14 protein-coding genes are annotated in these 16165 nt (G+C 76.7%); 12 read left to right on the forward strand and 2 right to left on the reverse strand.

From position 1 onward, the window contains the following. Nucleotides 1-166: 166 nt before the first annotated feature. From steA to ACI78Q_RS15420, 8 genes are read left to right on the forward strand one after another with little or no spacing between them, the layout of a single operon-like run. Entirely contained in the window at nucleotides 167-1303 is a 1137-nt protein-coding gene (steA, locus tag ACI78Q_RS15385; protein WP_456924276.1) for a putative cytokinetic ring protein SteA, read from the forward strand. Further along, nucleotides 1300-2250, forward strand: a complete 951-nt coding sequence (locus tag ACI78Q_RS15390) for a copper transporter (RefSeq protein WP_456924277.1) — start codon at nucleotides 1300-1302, stop codon at nucleotides 2248-2250. Before steA ends, ACI78Q_RS15390 begins: the two co-directional genes overlap by 4 nt. Then, nucleotides 2247-3098, forward strand: coding sequence for a hypothetical protein (locus ACI78Q_RS15395; RefSeq protein ID WP_456924278.1), 852 nt, complete (start codon nucleotides 2247-2249; stop codon nucleotides 3096-3098). Before ACI78Q_RS15390 ends, ACI78Q_RS15395 begins: the two co-directional genes overlap by 4 nt. Continuing rightward, entirely contained in the window at nucleotides 3095-4714 is a 1620-nt protein-coding gene (murJ, locus tag ACI78Q_RS15400; protein ID WP_456924279.1) for a murein biosynthesis integral membrane protein MurJ, read from the forward strand. Before ACI78Q_RS15395 ends, murJ begins: the two co-directional genes overlap by 4 nt. After that, complete coding sequence (locus ACI78Q_RS15405) at nucleotides 4711-5859, forward strand: glycosyltransferase family 4 protein (protein ID WP_456924280.1); 1149 nt, start codon at nucleotides 4711-4713, stop codon at nucleotides 5857-5859. Before murJ ends, ACI78Q_RS15405 begins: the two co-directional genes overlap by 4 nt. Continuing rightward, nucleotides 5856-8309 (forward strand): hypothetical protein, encoded by a 2454-nt coding sequence (locus ACI78Q_RS15410; protein ID WP_456924281.1) that lies wholly within the window; start codon nucleotides 5856-5858, stop codon nucleotides 8307-8309. The genes ACI78Q_RS15405 and ACI78Q_RS15410 overlap by 4 nt, the downstream gene beginning before the upstream one ends. Further along, nucleotides 8284-10023, forward strand: a complete 1740-nt coding sequence (locus ACI78Q_RS15415; RefSeq protein ID WP_456924282.1) for a CTP synthase — start codon at nucleotides 8284-8286, stop codon at nucleotides 10021-10023. Before ACI78Q_RS15410 ends, ACI78Q_RS15415 begins: the two co-directional genes overlap by 26 nt. 2 nt (nucleotides 10024-10025) lie before the next feature. Further along, entirely contained in the window at nucleotides 10026-10625 is a 600-nt protein-coding gene (locus ACI78Q_RS15420; protein ID WP_456924283.1) for an NUDIX domain-containing protein, read from the forward strand. A 153-nt stretch (nucleotides 10626-10778) separates the two neighbouring features. Here the strand turns inward: ACI78Q_RS15420 and ACI78Q_RS15425 are convergent, their stop codons facing one another. Beyond that, nucleotides 10779-11477, reverse strand: a complete 699-nt coding sequence (locus tag ACI78Q_RS15425; RefSeq protein ID WP_456924284.1) for a hypothetical protein — start codon at nucleotides 11475-11477, stop codon at nucleotides 10779-10781. A 49-nt stretch (nucleotides 11478-11526) separates the two neighbouring features. Then, entirely contained in the window at nucleotides 11527-12132 is a 606-nt protein-coding gene (locus ACI78Q_RS15430) for a hypothetical protein (RefSeq protein ID WP_456924285.1), read from the reverse strand. A gap of 208 nt (nucleotides 12133-12340) precedes the next feature. Between ACI78Q_RS15430 and ald the strand changes: the two genes are divergently transcribed. The 4 genes from ald (at nucleotide 12341) to ACI78Q_RS15450 (ending at nucleotide 16048) form a co-directional block, all read left to right on the forward strand. Further along, nucleotides 12341-13456 carry an alanine dehydrogenase gene (ald, locus tag ACI78Q_RS15435; protein ID WP_456924286.1) on the forward strand — a complete coding sequence of 372 codons (1116 nt, stop codon included), beginning with the start codon at nucleotides 12341-12343 and terminating at the stop codon, nucleotides 13454-13456. Then, nucleotides 13453-14421: a site-specific tyrosine recombinase XerD gene (locus ACI78Q_RS15440; RefSeq protein WP_456924334.1), complete on the forward strand. Its 969-nt coding sequence runs from the start codon at nucleotides 13453-13455 to the stop codon at nucleotides 14419-14421. The genes ald and ACI78Q_RS15440 overlap by 4 nt, the downstream gene beginning before the upstream one ends. Before the next feature lie 215 nt (nucleotides 14422-14636). Beyond that, the gene (locus ACI78Q_RS15445; protein WP_456924287.1) at nucleotides 14637-15545 is read left to right on the forward strand and encodes a ParA family protein; all 909 of its coding nucleotides are present in this window, start codon (nucleotides 14637-14639) and stop codon (nucleotides 15543-15545) included. After that, nucleotides 15542-16048 (forward strand): hypothetical protein, encoded by a 507-nt coding sequence (locus ACI78Q_RS15450; protein ID WP_456924288.1) that lies wholly within the window; start codon nucleotides 15542-15544, stop codon nucleotides 16046-16048. Before ACI78Q_RS15445 ends, ACI78Q_RS15450 begins: the two co-directional genes overlap by 4 nt. Nucleotides 16049-16165 lie beyond the last annotated feature (117 nt).

The raw sequence follows: 16165 nt of genomic DNA on the forward strand, positions 1-16165 counted from the left end.
GCACCGCGCCCGGCGTGTCGCGCGCCCCGTGGTGTCGCTCACGTAACGTGACGGAACGGTTGCCCCTGCGCGTCGGACGACGGCGTGCCGGAGCGCCCGTGGGAGGGTGTAGGCCATGCGCATCGGCTCCCTCCGTCGTGGCCGGGCACCGGAGTCGGCACCGGGAGTGACCGGCACCGTGCGGCTGGACCGCCGGACCAAGAACCTCACCAAGCGCCTGCGCCCCGGCGACGTCGCCGTCATCGACCACGTCGACATCGACCGCGTGAGCGCGGACTCCCTCGTCGCCTGCAGGGTGGCCGCCGTCGTCAACGCCTCGGCCAGCATCTCCGGCCGCTACCCGAACCTGGGCCCGGAGATCCTCACCAACGCCGGCATCCCCCTGGTGGACAACGTCGGGAAGGAGGTGCTCTCCGCGGTCAAGGAGGGTGCCCAGGTCCGCGTGGACGGCGACCGGCTGCTGCTGGACGACGGCACCGTCCTCGCCAAGGGCACCGAGCAGACCCCGGAGACGATCGCCGAGGCGATGGCCGAGGCCAGGGCCGGGCTGTCGGTCCAGTTGGAGGCCTTCGCCACCAACACGATGGAGTACATGAAGCGCGAGCGGGCGCTGCTGCTCGACGGCGTGGGCGTCCCCGACGTCGTCACGCCCATCGAGGGCCGGCACGCGCTCGTGGTCGTCCGTGGGTACGACTACAAGGAGGACCTCCAGGCGCTGCGGCCCTACATCCGCGACTACCGGCCGGTCCTCATCGGTGTCGACGGCGGCGCCGACGCGCTCAAGGAGGCCGGCTACCAGCCGGACATGATCATCGGCGACATGGACTCGGTGAGCGACGACGTCCTGCGCTGCGGCGCCGAGGTCGTCGTCCACGCCTACGCCGACGGCCGCGCGCCGGGGCTGGCCCGCGTGCAGGACCTCGGCGTCGACGCCATCACCTTCCCCGCCGCGGCCACCAGCGAGGACATCGCGATGCTGCTGGCCGACGAGAAGGGCGCCAAGCTCATCGTCGCCGTCGGCACGCACGCCACCCTCGTGGAGTTCCTCGACAAGGGCCGCGGCGGCATGGCCTCGACCTTCCTCACCCGGCTGCGGCTGGGCGGCAAGCTGGTCGACGCCAAGGGCGTGAGCCGGCTGTACCGCAGCCGCATCTCGACGCTGACCCTGGTCGTGCTGGTGCTGGCCGCCTTCGTGGCCATCGGGTCGGCCCTCGCGGTGTCCGCGGCCGGCCGCGTCTACTTCGAGCTGCTGCTCGACCAATGGAACAGCTTCGTGTTCTGGCTGGAGAACCTCTTCTCGTGATCGACTTCCGCTACCACCTGGTCTCGCTGATCGCGGTGTTCCTGGCCGTGGCGCTCGGGATCGTCATCGGCACCACCGCGCTCAACCAGCCGATCCTCAGCGACCTCGAGAGCCAGGTCGACGCGCTGGCCGCGGACAAGCGGTCGCTGGAGGACCAGTCCCGCGAGCTGCAGGCCCAGCTGGACACCGGCGACGCCTTCGAGGACGCCGTCGCCCCCGCGCTGGTCGCCGGCAGCCTCGGCGGCCGCAGCGTCGTGCTCGTGGTGACCAGCGAGGAGGTCGAGGCCGAGACCGTCGAGGAGGTCGCCACGCTGGTCGGCCAGGCCGGCGGCGCGGTCACCGGCACCCTCCGCCTGCAGCCGGAGTACAGCGACCCCGCGACGGCCGCCAGCCTGCAGAGCTACGTGACCGGCCCCGGCCTGCCCACCGGCCTGACCCTCCCGGAGACCGACGACACCGGTCAGCTGGTCGGGTCGCTGCTGGCGCAGGTCCTCATGCGGCCGGCCGGGGGCGCGCCGGCACCGGACACCGCCGCGCTCTCCTCGGTCCTCGCGGGCCTGTCCGCGCTGGAGGTCCTCACCCAGGAGTCGCCGTCGGTGACCCCGGCCGACTTCGCCGTCGTCCTGACCGCCGGCGCCTTCGCCGACGACGAGGCCGAGGACCGCACGGGCACCCTGGTCGACCTGGCCGTCGCGCTGGACGCCGCCGGCTCGGGTGCGGTCGTCTCCGGCGACGCCGCCAGCGCGCGGGACACCGGCCTGGTCGGCGTCATCCGCGCCGACCCCGGGTTCTCCGCCGCGGTGTCCACCGTCGACAACGTCGTGGCCTCCGCCGGGCGGATCAGCACCGTGCTGGCCCTGGGGCGGGAGGGCGAGGGCACCTCCGGCAAGTACGGCACGGGCGAGGACACCCAGCCGGTGCCCCCGGTCCCCGCCGCCACCCCGTGACCCGCCGGTCCGACGGCGCCCGGCGGACGGCGCTGCTGGCGCTGGGCGGCGCGGCCGCGGCCCGGGTGGCGCTGGCCGGAGCCGCCGCTGTCACCGCCCGCCCGGCCGGGGCGCCGTGGCGCCGCACCAACTACGCCGGCCGCCCGGTCACCCTGCTCGGCGGACCCGCGCTGGCGGTCGCCGCCACCGCCACCGCGGCGGCCGGGGCGCCCGCGGGCACCCGCGCCGCGGCGCTGCTGGCCGGCACCGCCTCCGGGCTGGTCGGGGCCTACGACGACCTCGCCGGGGCCCGTCCCGAGCAGGCCCGCGACAAGGGCCTCGCCGGGCACCTGGCCGCCCTGCGCGCCGGGCGGGTGTCGGCCGGCGCGGTCAAGGTCGCCGGCATCGGCGCGGCCGCCGCGGCCTCGGCGCTGCTGACGCGGCGCGGGCGCGGCCCGGTGGCGCTGGCCGACGCCGTCCTCACCACCGGCCTGGTGGCCGGCACCGCGAACCTGGTGAACCTGCTCGACCTGCGCCCCGGCCGCGCCGCCAAGGCCGCGAGCCTGGCGGCGGCCGCGGGCCTGGGCGGTCGCGCCGGCGGGCTGGTCGCGGGCCCGCTGGGAGCCGCCCTGGCCGTCCTGCCCGCCGACCTCGGCGAGCGGGTCATGCTCGGCGACTGCGGTGCCAACTCCGTGGGCGCCCTGCTCGGGCTGCGGCTGGCCGCCATCCCGGGGCGTCCCGCCCGCGCCGGCCTGCTGGCCGCGGTCGTCGCACTCACCCTGGCCAGCGAGAAGGTGAGCTTCACGGAGGTCATCGAGGCCACGCCGGGCCTGCGGGAACTGGACCGGCTCGGCCGCCGTCGCGCATGACGCGTCGGCAGGTCCTCCGCGGGGTCGCCGGCGCCGCCGCCCTCATCGCCGTCCTCACCGTGCTGGCGCGGCTGGCCGGTTTCGCCCGGACGCTGGTGTTCACCAACACCGTCGGCGCCGAGAGCACCGGTGACACCTACCTCGCGGCCAACAACGTCCCCAACATCGTGTTCGAGGTCGTGGCCGGCGGCGCGCTGGCCGGCCTCGTCGTCCCCATGCTCGCCGGGGGCATCGCCACCGGGGACCGCGAGCAGGTCCGGCGCACCGCCTCGGCGCTGCTGGGCTGGAGCCTGCTGGTCCTGACCCCGCTGGCCGTGCTGCTGGCCGTCCTCGCCGAGCCGATCGCGCGGCTGCTGCTCGGCTCCGACGACGAGGCGCAGGTCGACCTCGCCGCGCGGTTCCTGCTCGTGTTCGCCCCGCAGGTGGTCCTCTACGGCATCGGCATCGTGCTGACCGGCGTCCTGCAGGCCCACCGCCGCTTCGCCGCCCCCGCCCTGGCGCCGCTGCTGTCCAGCGTCGTGGTCGCGGGGGCGTACCTGACCTTCGCCGCCATCGGGGGCAGCCGGTCGGCGGACGGCCTGACGACGCCGGCGGAGCTGGTCCTCTCCGTGGGGACGACGCTCGGCGTGGTGGCCCTGACCCTCAGCCTGCTGCCGGCCCTGCGCCCGCTGGGGCTCGGGCTGCGGCCGTCGCTGCGCTTCCCGGTCGGCGCGGCTCCGCGGGTGCGGCGGCTCGCGGTGGCCGGCGTGCTCACCCTCGCCGGCCAGCAGCTGGTGGCCGTGGTCGCCATCCGGCTGGCCAACGCCGGCGCCCCCGACGGCACCCAGGTCGTCTACGTCGCCGGGCTGACCCTCTTCCTGGTGCCGTGGGCGGCGCTGGCGGTGCCGCTGGCCACCTCGGCGTACCCCGGGCTGGCCGAGCGCGCCGAGGTGGGCGACGAGGCCGGCTACCGGCGGGCCCTCGCCCCGGCCGCCGCCCTGGTCCTGGTCGCCTCGCTGGCCGCCGTCGCGGTGCTGGTGGCCGTGGCCGGGCCGATGGCGCGGGTCTTCCTCGCGGGGGAGCCGCCGGCGACGGTCGGGGCCCTGCGGGACACGATCGTCGCCTTCGCCCCCGGGCTGGCCGGCTACGGGCTGGTCGCGCTGCTCAGCCGCGCCCTGTACGCCCGCGGCCTGTGGAAGGCCCCCACGGTGTGCGTGCTGGGCGGCTGGCTGCTCGCGGTCGCCGCCGACGTCGTCCTCGCCGGGGTGCTGCCGCCGGCCGACCGCGGCGCGGCGCTGGCCGCCGGGCACACGCTCGGGGTCACCGTCGCCGGGCTGGCGCTGCTGGCCGTCGTCGCCCGGGTGGCGGGGCCCGCCGCGCTGGCCGGGGTGCCGCGCACCGGGCTGCCCGCGCTGCTCGCCGCCGGTCTCGGCGCGGCCGCCGGGCTGCTCACCGCCCGCGCGCTGGACGCCGACCCCGTGCCCCGGGGGAGCCTGGTGTCGGTGGTGGGCGCCGGCGTGCTCGCCGCGGCGGTGGCGCTCGCGGTCGTGGCGGCGGTCATGATGGTCACGGCGCGCGGCCCGCTGCGGGCGGCCGTGCGGGGGCTGCGGACGTCGGACCGGGAGGTGCAACGGTGACTGACCCGCTGCCGCTGCAGGGCCGCCGGGTGGCCGAGGTGCTCGCCACGAGCACCGGCGGCGTGGGCACCCACGTGCGGGCGGTGCTGCCCCCGCTGCTGGCCGCCGGCGCGGACGTCGCGGTCTGCGGGCCGGCCGCCACCGAGCAGCTGTTCGGCTTCACCGCGACCGGCGCGGAGTTCAGCCCCGTCGGCATCTCCGCGGGCCTGGCCCCGGCCGCCGACGCCCGCGCCGTCGCCGCGCTGCGCCGCGCCACCGCCGGCACCGACCTCGTGCACGCCCACGGCCTGCGCGCCGGCCTGGTGGCCGCCGCGGCCCGCCGGCTCGGCGACCGGCGCCGGCCCCTGGTGCTCACCCTGCACAACGCCCTGCCCGACGGCGGCGGCCCGCTGCGCCGGGTCCTCCGCGCCGCCGAGGGGACCACCATCCGGGGCGCCGACCTCGTCCTGGCCGCCTCCGGCGACCTCGCCGAGAACGCCTGGCGGCAGGGCGCCCGCGACGTGCGGGTGGCCCCGGTGTCGGCGCCGCCGCTGCCCCCGCCGGGCCGGCCCGCCGCCGACGTGCGCGCGGACCTCGGTCTCGTCGACGGGCGCCCGCTGGTCGTGGCCGTGGGCCGGCTGCACCCGCAGAAGGGTTACGACGTCCTGCTCGACGCGGCCGCCCGCTGGTCCGCCGACGCCCGCCTGCCCGCGCCGCCGCTGGTCGCCGTCGCCGGCGACGGGCCGCTGCAGGGGGAGCTGGCCGCCCGCATCGCCGCCGAGCGGCTGCCGGTCACCCTGCTCGGCCGCCGCGCCGACGTCGCCGACCTGCTCGCCGCCGCCGACCTGGTGGTGCTGCCCTCGCGCTGGGAGGCCCGGTCGCTGACCGCCCAGGAGGCGCTGCGCTCCGGCACGCCGCTGGTGGCCACCCGCACCGGCGGGCTGCCCGAGCTGCTCGGGGACGCCGCCGAGCTCGTCCCGGTGGGGGACGCCGCGGCGCTGGCCGAGGCGGTCACCGGCCTGCTGACCGACGCCGACCGTGCCCGGCGGCTCGCCGAGGCCGGCACCCGCCAGGCGGCCACCTGGCCCGACGAGGCGGCCACCGCCCGCCAGCTGGTCGCCGTCTACCGGGAGCTGCTCGGACCCCCGGGGGCCGGCGCCCGATGACCCCGGTCCGCCGGGCCGCCGCCCTGCTGGCCGTGGTCCTCACCGTGCTGCTCGCCGGCGGCGCGACGACGGCCGCCGCGGCGCCCGCGGGAGCCGACCGCGTCCTCGTCGTCGGCGTGCCCGGCCTGGTCTGGAGCGACCTGGACCCCGACGCCACCCCGAACCTGTGGGCGCTGGCCGACGAGGCCCCCATCAGCGCCGTCTCGGTGCGCGCCGCCCGCGCCACCAGCTGCCTGCTCGACGGCTGGGCCACCCTCGGCGCCGGCAACCGGGCCCGCTTCCCCGCGCCGGACGAGTCGATCCCGCCGGTCCCGCTGCCCACCGTGCCCCTGCCCGGGGAGGCGCCCGGCACCGACGGCGAGCCGGCCGACCCCGGCGCCGCGCCGGCCGACGACGCCCTCCCGGAGGAGGAGCAGGCGCCCGCCGTGCCCCCGGCCGCGCCGTCGCTGTCGCACTGCGGACTGCAGGAGCGGCTGGCGGCGGCCGGCCTGGCCGACCCGTACTCGGCGGTGGCCGCGGTGGCCGCCGACCCGGCCACCGCCCGCTTCGGGGCCGAGCCGGCCGCGCTCGGCGCCGCGGTCGGCTGCGCCACCGTCGTCGGCCGCGCTCCCGCGCTCGCCGCTGCCGCGCCCGGCGTCGCGCTCACCCAGCGGGAGCGGCTGCCCGCCGACCCCGCGCAGGTGGCCGAGCTGCTCGCCGGCTGCCCCCTCACGCTGGTCTCCCTCGACCCGCTGGTGGACGCCGGTGAGGCCGACCTGGAGAGCAGCGACACCGGCACCGAACCCCGGCCGCGGGCCACCGCCGTCGGCGAGATCGACGCCGCCGTGGGCCGGCTGGCCGCCGCCGTGGACGCCGCACCGGGGGAGACCCTGCTGCTCCTGCAGGGCGTGTCGGAGGTCAACGACGGCCGTCCGCAGCTGCACGTCGGGATCGCCTCCGGGCCGGGGTTCGAGGAGGCCGGGTGGCTGGACTCGGCGAGCACCGGCCGGGCCCCGTACACCCAGTTGATCGACGTCGCGCCGACCGTGCTCACCGCGCTCGGCCTCGACGTCCCGGCGTCGATGAACGGCCAGCCGCTGCGGGTCGCCGGTGAGCGGCCGCCCCTGGCGGAGGCAGTCGGCGTCCTCGACCGGGCCAACACCACCGCCGCGGTCCACTACCGCAGCACCGGCGCGTTCTTCTGGGGCCTGGTCGCGGTGGACGCTGCCGTCGTCGGGCTCGGGCTGCTGGTGGCCGGGGGCCGGCGCCGGGGTCGCGCGCCGCGCCGGGCGGGGGAGTGGCTGCGCGGGGCGGTCCGCCCGGTCGCGCTCGGCGCCGCGGCCCTGCCCGTGGCCACCCACCTGGCCGGCCTGCTGCCCTGGGAGGACACCGGGGCGCCGCGACTGGCGCTGGCCGCATCGGTCCTGCTGACCGCCGCGGCGGTCACGGTGGGAGCCGCGCTCGGCCCGTGGCGCACCGCCCGCCTCGGCCCGCCGGCGGCGGTGCTCGCGATCACGCTGGCCGCCCTGGTCGGCGACGTGCTCACCGGCTCGCACCTGGAGCTGGGCGGCCTGCTCGGTTACGACGCGATCGTCGCCGGGCGCTTCACCGGGTACGGCAACCTCACCTTCGGCCTGCTGGCGGTCAGTGCGCTGCTGCTGACCGCCTTCGCGGCGGCGGCCGCGGGGCGGCGGGCCCCGGCGTCCCGGTCCCGCGCGGTCGTGGGCGGCACGGTGCTCGCGGCCGGGGTAGCGGTCGTGGCGGTCATCGGCACGCCCGCACTGGGCCGCGACTTCGGCGGCGTCCTCGCCGCGCTGCCGGGGTTCCTGCTGCTGGCCATGCTGCTCACCCGCACCCGCGTGACGCTGACCCGGTTGGCCGCGGTGCTGGCGCTGGCGGTGGTCGCGGTCGGCAGCCTGGCGGTCGCCGACTGGCTGCGGCCCGCCGCCGACCGCAGTCACCTGGGCCGCTTCGTGGAGCAGGTGCTCACTGGCGAGGCGTGGACCGTCGTCAGCCGCAAGGCCGAGGCCAACCTCGGCATCCTCCTCGGCAGCCCGCTGGCCTGGATGCTGCCGGTGGCCCTGGTGGCGGCGGTGTGGCTGGTCCGCCCGGCCGGGGGACGGCGGGGCGGGTGGGTGCAGGGCCTGCTGCCGGCGCCCCTGCGCGGCCCCGGTCTGCTGCGCGGGCGCCCCGACCTGCTGGCCGCCGACGACCTCGCCACGCTCCGGGCCGGCCTGCTGGCGACCGCGCTGAGCCTGGCCGTCGGCGCGGCGGTCAACGACTCGGGCGTGGCGCTGCCGGCGACCGCGGCGTCCCTGCTGGTGCCCCTGCTGGTCTGGCTGGCCGCGGCACCGCGCACCAGCGGCCGCGAGGGGGCCGAGGTGGCCGACGGCACTCCCGGTCCCGACCCGGTCGCCGGGCCCGACCGTGTTACGGTCGTCTCCCGTGGATCGACCGTCTGGAACGCGTGACCATGACTACGGGGCTAAGGGTCTCCTCCACAACTCCCAGCCGACGAAGTTCGTCTTCGTCACCGGTGGAGTTGTCTCCTCTCTCGGCAAGGGCCTGACGGCCAGCTCCCTCGGGGCCTTGCTGTCCAGCCGTGGTCTGCGGGTGACCATGCAGAAGCTGGACCCCTACCTCAACGTCGACCCCGGCACGATGAACCCCTTCCAGCACGGCGAGGTGTTCGTCACCGAGGACGGCGCCGAGACCGACCTGGACATCGGCCACTACGAGCGCTTCCTCGACACCGACCTCACCGGGCGGGCCAACGTCACCACCGGCCAGGTGTACTCCGACGTGATCGCCAAGGAGCGCCGCGGCGAGTACCTCGGCGACACCGTGCAGGTCATCCCGCACATCACCAACGAGATCAAGGCCCGGATCCTGGCCGGCGCCGAGTCGGCCGAGCGCGTGGACGTCGTCATCACCGAGATCGGCGGCACCGTCGGTGACATCGAGTCGCTGCCCTTCCTCGAGGCGGCCCGCCAGGTGCGGCACGAGATCGGCCGGGACAACTGCTTCTTCCTGCACATCTCGCTGGTGCCCTACATCGCGCCGTCGGGCGAGCTCAAGACCAAGCCGACCCAGCACTCGGTGGCCGCGCTGCGCAGCATCGGCATCCAGCCCGACGCGCTGGTCTGCCGGTCGGACCGGGAGATCGGCACCGGGCTCAAGCGCAAGATCAGCCTGATGTGCGACGTCGACGCCGAGGGGGTCATCTCCTGCCCCGACGCGCCGTCGATCTACGACATCCCGAAGGTGCTGCACCGCGAGGGCCTGGACGCCTACGTCGTCCGCCGGCTGGGGCTGCCGTTCCGGGACGTCGACTGGACCGTGTGGGGCGACCTGCTCGACCGGGTGCACGCGCCGAAGCAGACGGTGACGATCGCGCTGGTCGGCAAGTACATCGACCTGCCCGACGCCTACCTGTCGGTCACCGAGGCGCTGCGGGCCGGCGGGTTCGCCCACCGCAGCCGGGTGGAGATCCGCTGGGTGCCCTCCGACGACTGCCAGACCCCGGAGGGCGCCGCGCACGCCCTGGCCGGCGTCGACGGCGTATGCATCCCCGGTGGGTTCGGCGTCCGCGGCATCGACGGCAAGCTCGGCGCCATCCGGTACGCCCGCGTCAACGGCGTCCCGCTGCTGGGGCTGTGCCTGGGCCTGCAGTGCATGGTCATCGAGGCGGCGCGCAACCTGGCCGGGCTCGAGGAGGCCAACTCCGCCGAGTTCGACCCCGAGACCCCCGACGCGGTCATCGCCACCATGGCCAGCCAGGTGGACGTCGTCGCCGGGCAGCGGGACATGGGCGGCACGATGCGGCTGGGCAGCTACCCGGCCGCCCTGCAGAAGGGCTCGGTGGTGGCCGAGGCCTACGGCAGCACCGAGATCACCGAGCGCCACCGGCACCGCTACGAGGTGGCCAACGCCTACCGCGACCGGCTGACCGACGCCGGCCTGGTGTTCTCCGGCACCTCGCCCGACGGGCTGCTGGTGGAGTTCGCCGAGCTGCCGCGGGGGACCCACCCGTTCTTCGTCGGCACCCAGGCCCACCCCGAGCTCAAGAGCCGCCCGACCCGGCCGCACCCGCTGTTCGCGGCGTTCGTGCAGGCGGCGATCGACTTCTCCGAGTCCGCGCGGCTGCCGGTGCCGGTGGACGAGGCGGAGAAGGTCGGGATCTGACCGTGACGGAGCCCGCCCGGCCGGGGGAGTACGAGGTCCTGTCCTCCGAGACCCTCCACGAGGGCCGGATCATCACGCTGGTCCGGGACACCGTCGCCATGCCCGGCGGCGGGACCAGCGACCGCGAGGTCGTGCGGCACATCGGCGCCGTGTGCGTCGCCGCCGTGGACGACGAGGACCGGGTCGTGATGGTCCGGCAGTACCGGCACCCGGTCGGCGGGTACCTGTGGGAGCTGCCGGCCGGCCTGCGCGACGCCGAGGGGGAGGCGCCGCTGGCCACCGCGAAGCGGGAGCTGGCGGAGGAGGCCGGGCTGTCGGCCGAGCGCTGGTCGCTGATGGTGAACAACCTCAGCACCCCGGGCTTCTGCGACGAGCAGGTGCTGATCTACCTCGCCGAGGGGCTCTCGGAGATCGACCGGCCCGACGGCTTCGTCGTCGAGCACGAGGAGCTGGACATGACCGTGGAGCGGGTGCCGCTCGCCGACGCGGTCGCCCGGGTCCTCGCCGGCGGCATCCGCAACGCCTCGGCGGTCATCGGCGTGCTGGCCGCCGCCCAGGTGCGGGCCACGAAGCCCGAGCTGCGCCCGGCCGACGCGGAGTAGTCCGGGACCGGGACGCGCGCGGCCGGCGTCCACACCCCTCTCGCCGATGCTCGTGCTCTGCCCACGTGGCTGGGCAGAGCACGAGGATCCGGCAACGACCACCAGGGCCGGCGCCGCCCCATCCGGCTCGCCGACGTCGGGCGACCGGGAGGGTCAGCCGATGGTCACCGGGCTCGAGGTGCCCACCTGCACCCAGCGGAGGGCCGAGTCCACCTCGATCTCCTCCTCCAGCCAGAAGACGTAGGGCACCCCGCGCTCCAGGCCGGCGAGGGTGGCGCCGACCTCCACGCAGTTGGCGGCCTGGGCGACGACCTGCTGCGGCGGCACGGGCTGCGCACCGGGCACCAGTCGCTGACTCACCGCCTGCACCCGGTAGCGGCGGACGTCGGTGTGGCCGTCCGCCGGCCAGCTCACCGCCGCCGACCCGGGGCCGGGCACGACCGTCGGGCTGATCCGCCGCGGGCTGCCGGTGCTGCCGCAGAGTGCCTCCGGGAGCTCGGTCTCCATCGGCACCCCGCGGGGCACCATCGGGTGGGGGACGTCGACCTGCACGCCCCGGGGGGCCAGCGGAGCGGGGCCGGTGGCGACCACCGGCGGCGCGACGGTCACCGGCAGGGTCGCCGTCTCCTCGGCCAGGGCGGCGGCCGGCGGGACGACGGGGGCGGGCGCCGAGGGGAGTGAGGGCCGGCTGACGGCCGTGAGCTGGGCGGCCACCTGCGTTGCGGGCACGCTCAGCGTGACCAGCCCGGCGGCGACCACCCCGACGGCGGTGCCGTACCGCCGGCCGGTGCCGCGTCGCCGCCGTCCGTCCCGCCGGCTCTGCTGCCGACCGCCCCGCCGCCCTCCGGCCATGCCCACCTCCGGGTCTCCGGGAGGGACATCGGCACGGGTGGGGCCGTCCTCAACGCCAAACCGGCGCGGTCAGCCCGAGGCGCTCCAGCTCGAGGCCCGCCAGCGCTCGCGTCGCGGCCGCGTCACCGGCGTGCCAGGCCGCCGCGGTGCCCGGGGGCAGCGCGGCCAGCCGGGGCAGCGGTGCCGTGGCCAGCGCCCGGGCGGCGAGGGCGTCCGGATCCGCGGCGGCCAGGACCTGCGCCGCGCCGGCCTCCCGCGCCCAGCGCAGCCGCCACGGCGCCCAGCGCAGCAGCAGCCAGCCCACCGGCAGCGCCACGAGGACGACGGCCAGCAGGGCGGCGAGGGTGCCCACGGCGTCCTGCACGGCCTGCCCCGTGCTGCCGGCGGAGGTCCCCGCGGCACCCAGGGCGTCGAAGGGCGCGGCGAGGTCGTCGCCGACGAGGGGCACGTCGCCGGCGGCCTCGGCCGCCGACGCCATGTTCCCGGCCACCGAGGCGCCGAGGTCCTCGACCGCCCGGCCGGGCTCGGCGAGCACCAGGACGGCGCCGTGCACGGCCCGGGCCACCAGCACCCAGAGGACCAGCCAGGCGAGCATGCCGGCGTCCGCGGCCAGTTGCAGGCCCCGCAGGCGCGGGCGGGGGGCGTACAGGCGCATCGAGGTCCTCCAGGGGGATCGGGCCGGAGGCCCCTACCCGGGGACGGACGGCGTTCACCCGTGCCGGTGCCCGCGGCCCGTTGCGCTCGGGCGCGGCAGGTGATCCCGCCTACACTCCGCGCGAGGCGCGCCCCGACCGGGCGCCCACGACGCGGGACGGGGCCCCGTCACCCTCGGGTGCCCCCGCACCGGGAGCTGGAGTGCGGACATGCGGGTCGGGGTCCCCCGAGAGGTCAAGAACCGCGAGTACCGGGTGGCGCTCACCCCCGCCGGGGTGACCGAGCTGGTGCGCGCCGGGCACACGGTGCTGGTCGAGCGGGGCGCGGGGGAGGGGTCCTCCATCCCGGACGACGACTACGTCGCGGCCGGCGCCCGCATCGTGCCCACCGCGGACGACGTGTGGGGCGCGGCGGACCTGCTGCTCAAGGTCAAGGAGCCGGTCGCGGAGGAGTACGGCCGGCTGCGCGCGGGCCAGACCCTGTTCACCTACCTGCACCTGGCGGCGTCCAAGGAGTGCACCGACGCCCTGGTCACCTCCGGCACCACGGCGATCGCCTACGAGACGGTGCAGACGGCGAACGGCGCGCTGCCGCTGCTGGCGCCCATGTCGGAGGTGGCCGGCCGCATGGCCCCGCAGGTCGGGGCGCACAGCCTGGAGCGGGCGCACGGCGGCCGCGGGGTGCTCCTCGGCGGGGTGTCCGGCGTGTACGCGGCCAAGGTCGTGGTCATCGGCGCCGGCGTCTCCGGCATGAACGCCGCCGCGATCGCCCTGGGCATGCAGGCGGAGGTCGTCGTCCTGGACCGGGACATCGACAAGCTGCGCGCCGCCGACCGCATCTACCAGGGGCACCTGCAGACGGTGGCCTCCAACGCCTACGAGATCGAGCGCGCGGTGCTCGACGCCGACCTCGTCATCGGCGCGGTGCTGGTGCCCGGTGCCAAGGCGCCCACGCTGGTCAGCAACGAGCTGGTGGCGCGCATGAAGCCCGGCTCGGTGCTGGTCGACATCGCCGTCGACCAGGGCGGCTGTTTCGAGGACACGCGGCCCACGACGCACGACGAGCCGACCTTCCGCGTGCACGGGTCGGTGTTCTACTGCGTGGCGAACATGCCCGGCGCGGTGCCGAACACCTCGACCCACGCGCTCACCAACGTGACGCTGCCCTACGTGATGGCCCTGGCCTCCGAGGGCACCGTCGCCGCGGTGCGCGCGGACCGGGCGCTGGCCCACGGGGTCAACGTGGTCGCCGGGCAGGTGGTGCTGCCCGAGGTCGCGGCGGCCCACGGGATGTCCGCCGTCGGACTCGAGGAGGTCCTCCACTGACCGCCGTCGCACCCGCCACCGACGTCGCGCGGACCGTCACCGGCTACCTCGACCACCTGACCGTCGAGCGCGGCCTGGCCGCGAACACGATCGCCTCCTACCGTCGCGACCTGCGCCGCTACACCGAGTTCCTCGAGGCCGCCGGGGTGCGCGGGCTGGCGGAGGTCGCCGAGTCCGACGTCGCCGGCTTCCTCACCGCGCTGCGCCAGGGCGACGACGCCCACCCGCCGCTGTCGGCGACCTCGGCCGCGCGCGCGGTGGTCGCCGTCCGCGGGCTGCACCGCTTCGCCCTGCTCGACGGGCTGGTCCCCGACGACGTCGCCCACGAGGTGCGCCCGCCGACGCCGGCGCGGCGGCTGCCCAAGGCGATCCCGGTCGAGTCGGTCGTGGCCCTCATCGAGGCCGCCGGCGCCGTCGACGGCCCCCGCGGGTTGCGCGACCGCGCGCTGCTGGAGCTGCTGTACGGCACGGGCGCGCGCATCTCCGAGGCCGTGGGGCTGGCCGTGGACGACCTGGACCGCGGCCAGTCGGTGGTGCGGCTGGCCGGCAAGGGCGGCAAGCAGCGCATCGTGCCGGTGGGCAGCTTCGCCGTCCGCGCGGTCGAGGAGTACCTCGTGCGCGCCCGCCCGGCGCTGGCCGCCGCCGGCCGCTCCGGCGTGCGCGGCGGCGCGCTGTTCCTCAACGCCCGCGGCGGCCCGCTGTCCCGGCAGAGCGCCTGGGCGATCCTGCGGACGGCGGCCGAGCGGGCGGGTGGGGTGGACGGGGTGGACCTGGTGGACAGCGTGTCGCCGCACACCCTCCGGCACTCCTTCGCCACCCACCTGCTCGACGGCGGCGCCGACGTCCGCGTGGTGCAGGAGCTGCTCGGCCACGCCTCGGTGACGACCACCCAGGTGTACACGCTCGTCACCGTCGACCGGCTGCGCGAGGTGTACGCCAGCAGCCACCCGCGGGCGCTCACCTGACAGTCGGCGTCCCGCTGGTTCGGTGGCAGTTGCCAGCAGATCTGCCCGAACCGCCGCTCCGGGTTGGCAGTGGTCGCCATGTCGACACGGCGCGCGGCGTGCCTCCTCGGTAAATCGCGGGATCCTCCCTAGCGTCTGGATCACCCGCGCGGCAGAACGGCTGACCGCCCCGGCCCCCGAGGCCGGAACGGGCACGAGGTGGAGGAACCTGACCGATGGCGATCCGAGGGGACGTGGCCGCCCCGGCCGTCGCGCTCCCGACCGACACCGGACCGGAGATGGGCGCCGCCGCCTCGCGGCTGGACCCCGCCCGCGCGCGGGTGCGCCCGCTGCCGGAGCCCAAGCCGCTCACCCAGCACGGGCCCGCCCGCGTCATCGCGATGTGCAACCAGAAGGGCGGCGTCGGCAAGACGACGTCCACCATCAACCTGGGTGCCTCGCTGGTCGAGTACGGCCGCCGCGTGCTGCTCATCGACCTGGACCCGCAGGGCGCGCTCTCCGTGGGCCTGGGCGTGCCGGCCCAGAACCTGGACCGCACCATCTACAACGCGCTCATGGAGCGGCGGACCTCGCTGCGCGACGTCCTGGTGCAGACCGACATCCCCGGCCTGGACCTCGTGCCGAGCAACATCGACCTGTCCGCCGCCGAGGTGCAGCTGGTCAGCGAGGTGGCCCGTGAGCAGACGCTGCTGCGGGTGCTCGCCGACGTCCGGCACGAGTACGACTACATCCTCATCGACTGCCAGCCCTCGCTCGGCCTGCTGACGGTCAACGCCCTGACCGCCGCGCAGGGCGTGGTGATCCCCCTGGAGTGCGAGTTCTTCTCGCTGCGCGGCGTGGCCCTGCTGGTCGACACGATCGAGAAGGTCAAGGAGCGGCTCAACCCCGACCTGGAGATCTCCGGGATCCTCGCGACCATGTACGACTCGCGGACCGTGCACTGCCGCGAGGTCTTCAGCCGCGTCGTCGAGGCCTTCGGCGACACCGTCTTCCAGACCGTCATCCACCGCACCGTGCGCTTCCCGGAGACCACGGTCGCCGGCCAGCCCATCACCACCTGGGCGCCCACCTCCTCCGGTGCGTCCGCCTACCGCGACCTGGCCAAGGAGGTCCTGGCCCTGTGACACGCCGTCCCGTCCTCCCCGGCGCGGCCGAGCTGTTCCGGCGCACCGACGCCGTCGAGGCGACCCCCGAGGTCACCGAGCTGCCCAGCCTCAGCGCCACGGTCAGCTCGCCCGCGCTGCGCGGCGCCGCCGCCCGGCGCAGCGAGCCGACCGCGGCCGAGACGACCGCGCCGCTGACCCTCGTCCCCGGCGGCGCCGCCGACACCGACGACGCCCTCGCGGCCTACCGCGCCCCGGCGCCGGCCCCCGTGCGCACGCCGTCGCGGCCCACGCGCGGGCGGGCGACCCGCACCGAGCGCACCAAGCACGACGAGAAGATCACCGTCTACATCTCCGCCGAGGAGCTGCTCGCGCTGGAGAGCGCGCGGCTGTCGCTGCGCGCCGAGCACGGCGTGGCCGCCGACCGCGGCCGCATCGTGCGCGAGGCCATCGCCGTCCTGCTCGCCGACCTGGGCGAGCGCGGCGAGGAGTCGGTCCTCGTCCGGCGGCTCAAGGGCCGCTGAGCTCCCCGGCGTCCTCCGGGTCCCGCGGTCGCAGCCTGTGCACAGATCGTCGTCCGGAGGCGCCGGACGCCACGGTCTGTGCACAGGCCGTCGACAGCCCGCACGGAGCGCTGCGTC

It is taken from the genome of Geodermatophilus sp. SYSU D00705 (assembly GCF_054050135.1).

What these genes read in the sequence shown, in the direction of transcription:
- ACI78Q_RS15445 (WP_456924287.1), top strand. Translation starts at nt 14,637, where the DNA reads ATGGCGATCCGAGGGGACGTGGCCGCCCCGGCCGTCGCGCTCCCGACC.
- murJ (WP_456924279.1), top strand. Translation starts at nt 3,095, where the DNA reads ATGACGCGTCGGCAGGTCCTCCGCGGGGTCGCCGGCGCCGCCGCCCTC.
- ACI78Q_RS15410 (WP_456924281.1), top strand. Translation starts at nt 5,856, where the DNA reads ATGACCCCGGTCCGCCGGGCCGCCGCCCTGCTGGCCGTGGTCCTCACC.
- ald (WP_456924286.1), top strand. Translation starts at nt 12,341, where the DNA reads ATGCGGGTCGGGGTCCCCCGAGAGGTCAAGAACCGCGAGTACCGGGTG.
- ACI78Q_RS15425 (WP_456924284.1), bottom strand. Translation starts at nt 11,477, where the DNA reads ATGGCCGGAGGGCGGCGGGGCGGTCGGCAGCAGAGCCGGCGGGACGGA.
- ACI78Q_RS15430 (WP_456924285.1), bottom strand. Translation starts at nt 12,132, where the DNA reads ATGCGCCTGTACGCCCCCCGCCCGCGCCTGCGGGGCCTGCAACTGGCC.